The organism is Vibrio sp. 970 (assembly GCF_033339075.1).
This window is the reverse complement of record NZ_JAWOTW010000279.1, coordinates 1-725: the sequence shown is the minus strand read 5'-3', so window position 1 is coordinate 725 and position 725 is coordinate 1. Positions and strand designations below refer to the sequence as shown.

The 725-nt window shown below is 47.9% G+C and carries 1 pseudogene; it reads left to right on the top strand.

Going from position 1 to position 725, the window contains the following annotated elements:
* Window positions 1-725 (top strand): annotated as a pseudogene (locus R7Q11_RS26170) (excinuclease ABC subunit UvrA); the annotation flags it as partial.

Sequence of the window (725 nt, the reverse complement as noted above, 5' to 3'; positions counted from 1 at the left end):
AGCGGCTCCGGTAAGTCCTCTCTCGCATTCGATACCTTATATGCAGAAGGCCAACGACGTTATGTCGAATCACTGTCTGCTTATGCTCGTCAGTTTTTGTCTCTTATGGAAAAACCAGATGTCGACCATATCGAAGGTTTATCACCGGCGATTTCTATTGAACAAAAATCGACATCTCATAACCCTCGCTCAACCGTCGGTACCATCACCGAAGTTTACGACTACTTACGTCTGCTTTACGCTCGTGTTGGTGAACCACGCTGTCCTACTCACCACGCCCCATTAGCCGCACAAACTGTCAGCCAGATGGTGGATAAAGTATTGGAACTGCCAGAAGGCAGCAAAATGATGCTGCTTGCTCCAATCGTAAAAGAGCGCAAAGGTGAGCATGTAAAAACACTAGAAAACCTTGCCGCACAAGGTTTTATTCGAGCGCGTATTGACGGCGAAACTTGCGATCTTTCAGATCCTCCAACACTGGAGCTACACAAAAAACACACCATTGAAGTCGTGGTCGACCGATTCAAAGTTCGCCCAGATCTGCAACAACGTTTAGCAGAGTCATTTGAGACGACGCTAGAGCTTTCTGGTGGTATTGCGGTGATTGCTCCGATGGATGGCGATGGGGAAGAAATCATCTTTTCCGCGAACTTCGCTTGTCCGCAATGTGGCTACAGCATGCAAGAGCTGGAACCGAGATTGTTCTCATTTAACAACCCAGCAGG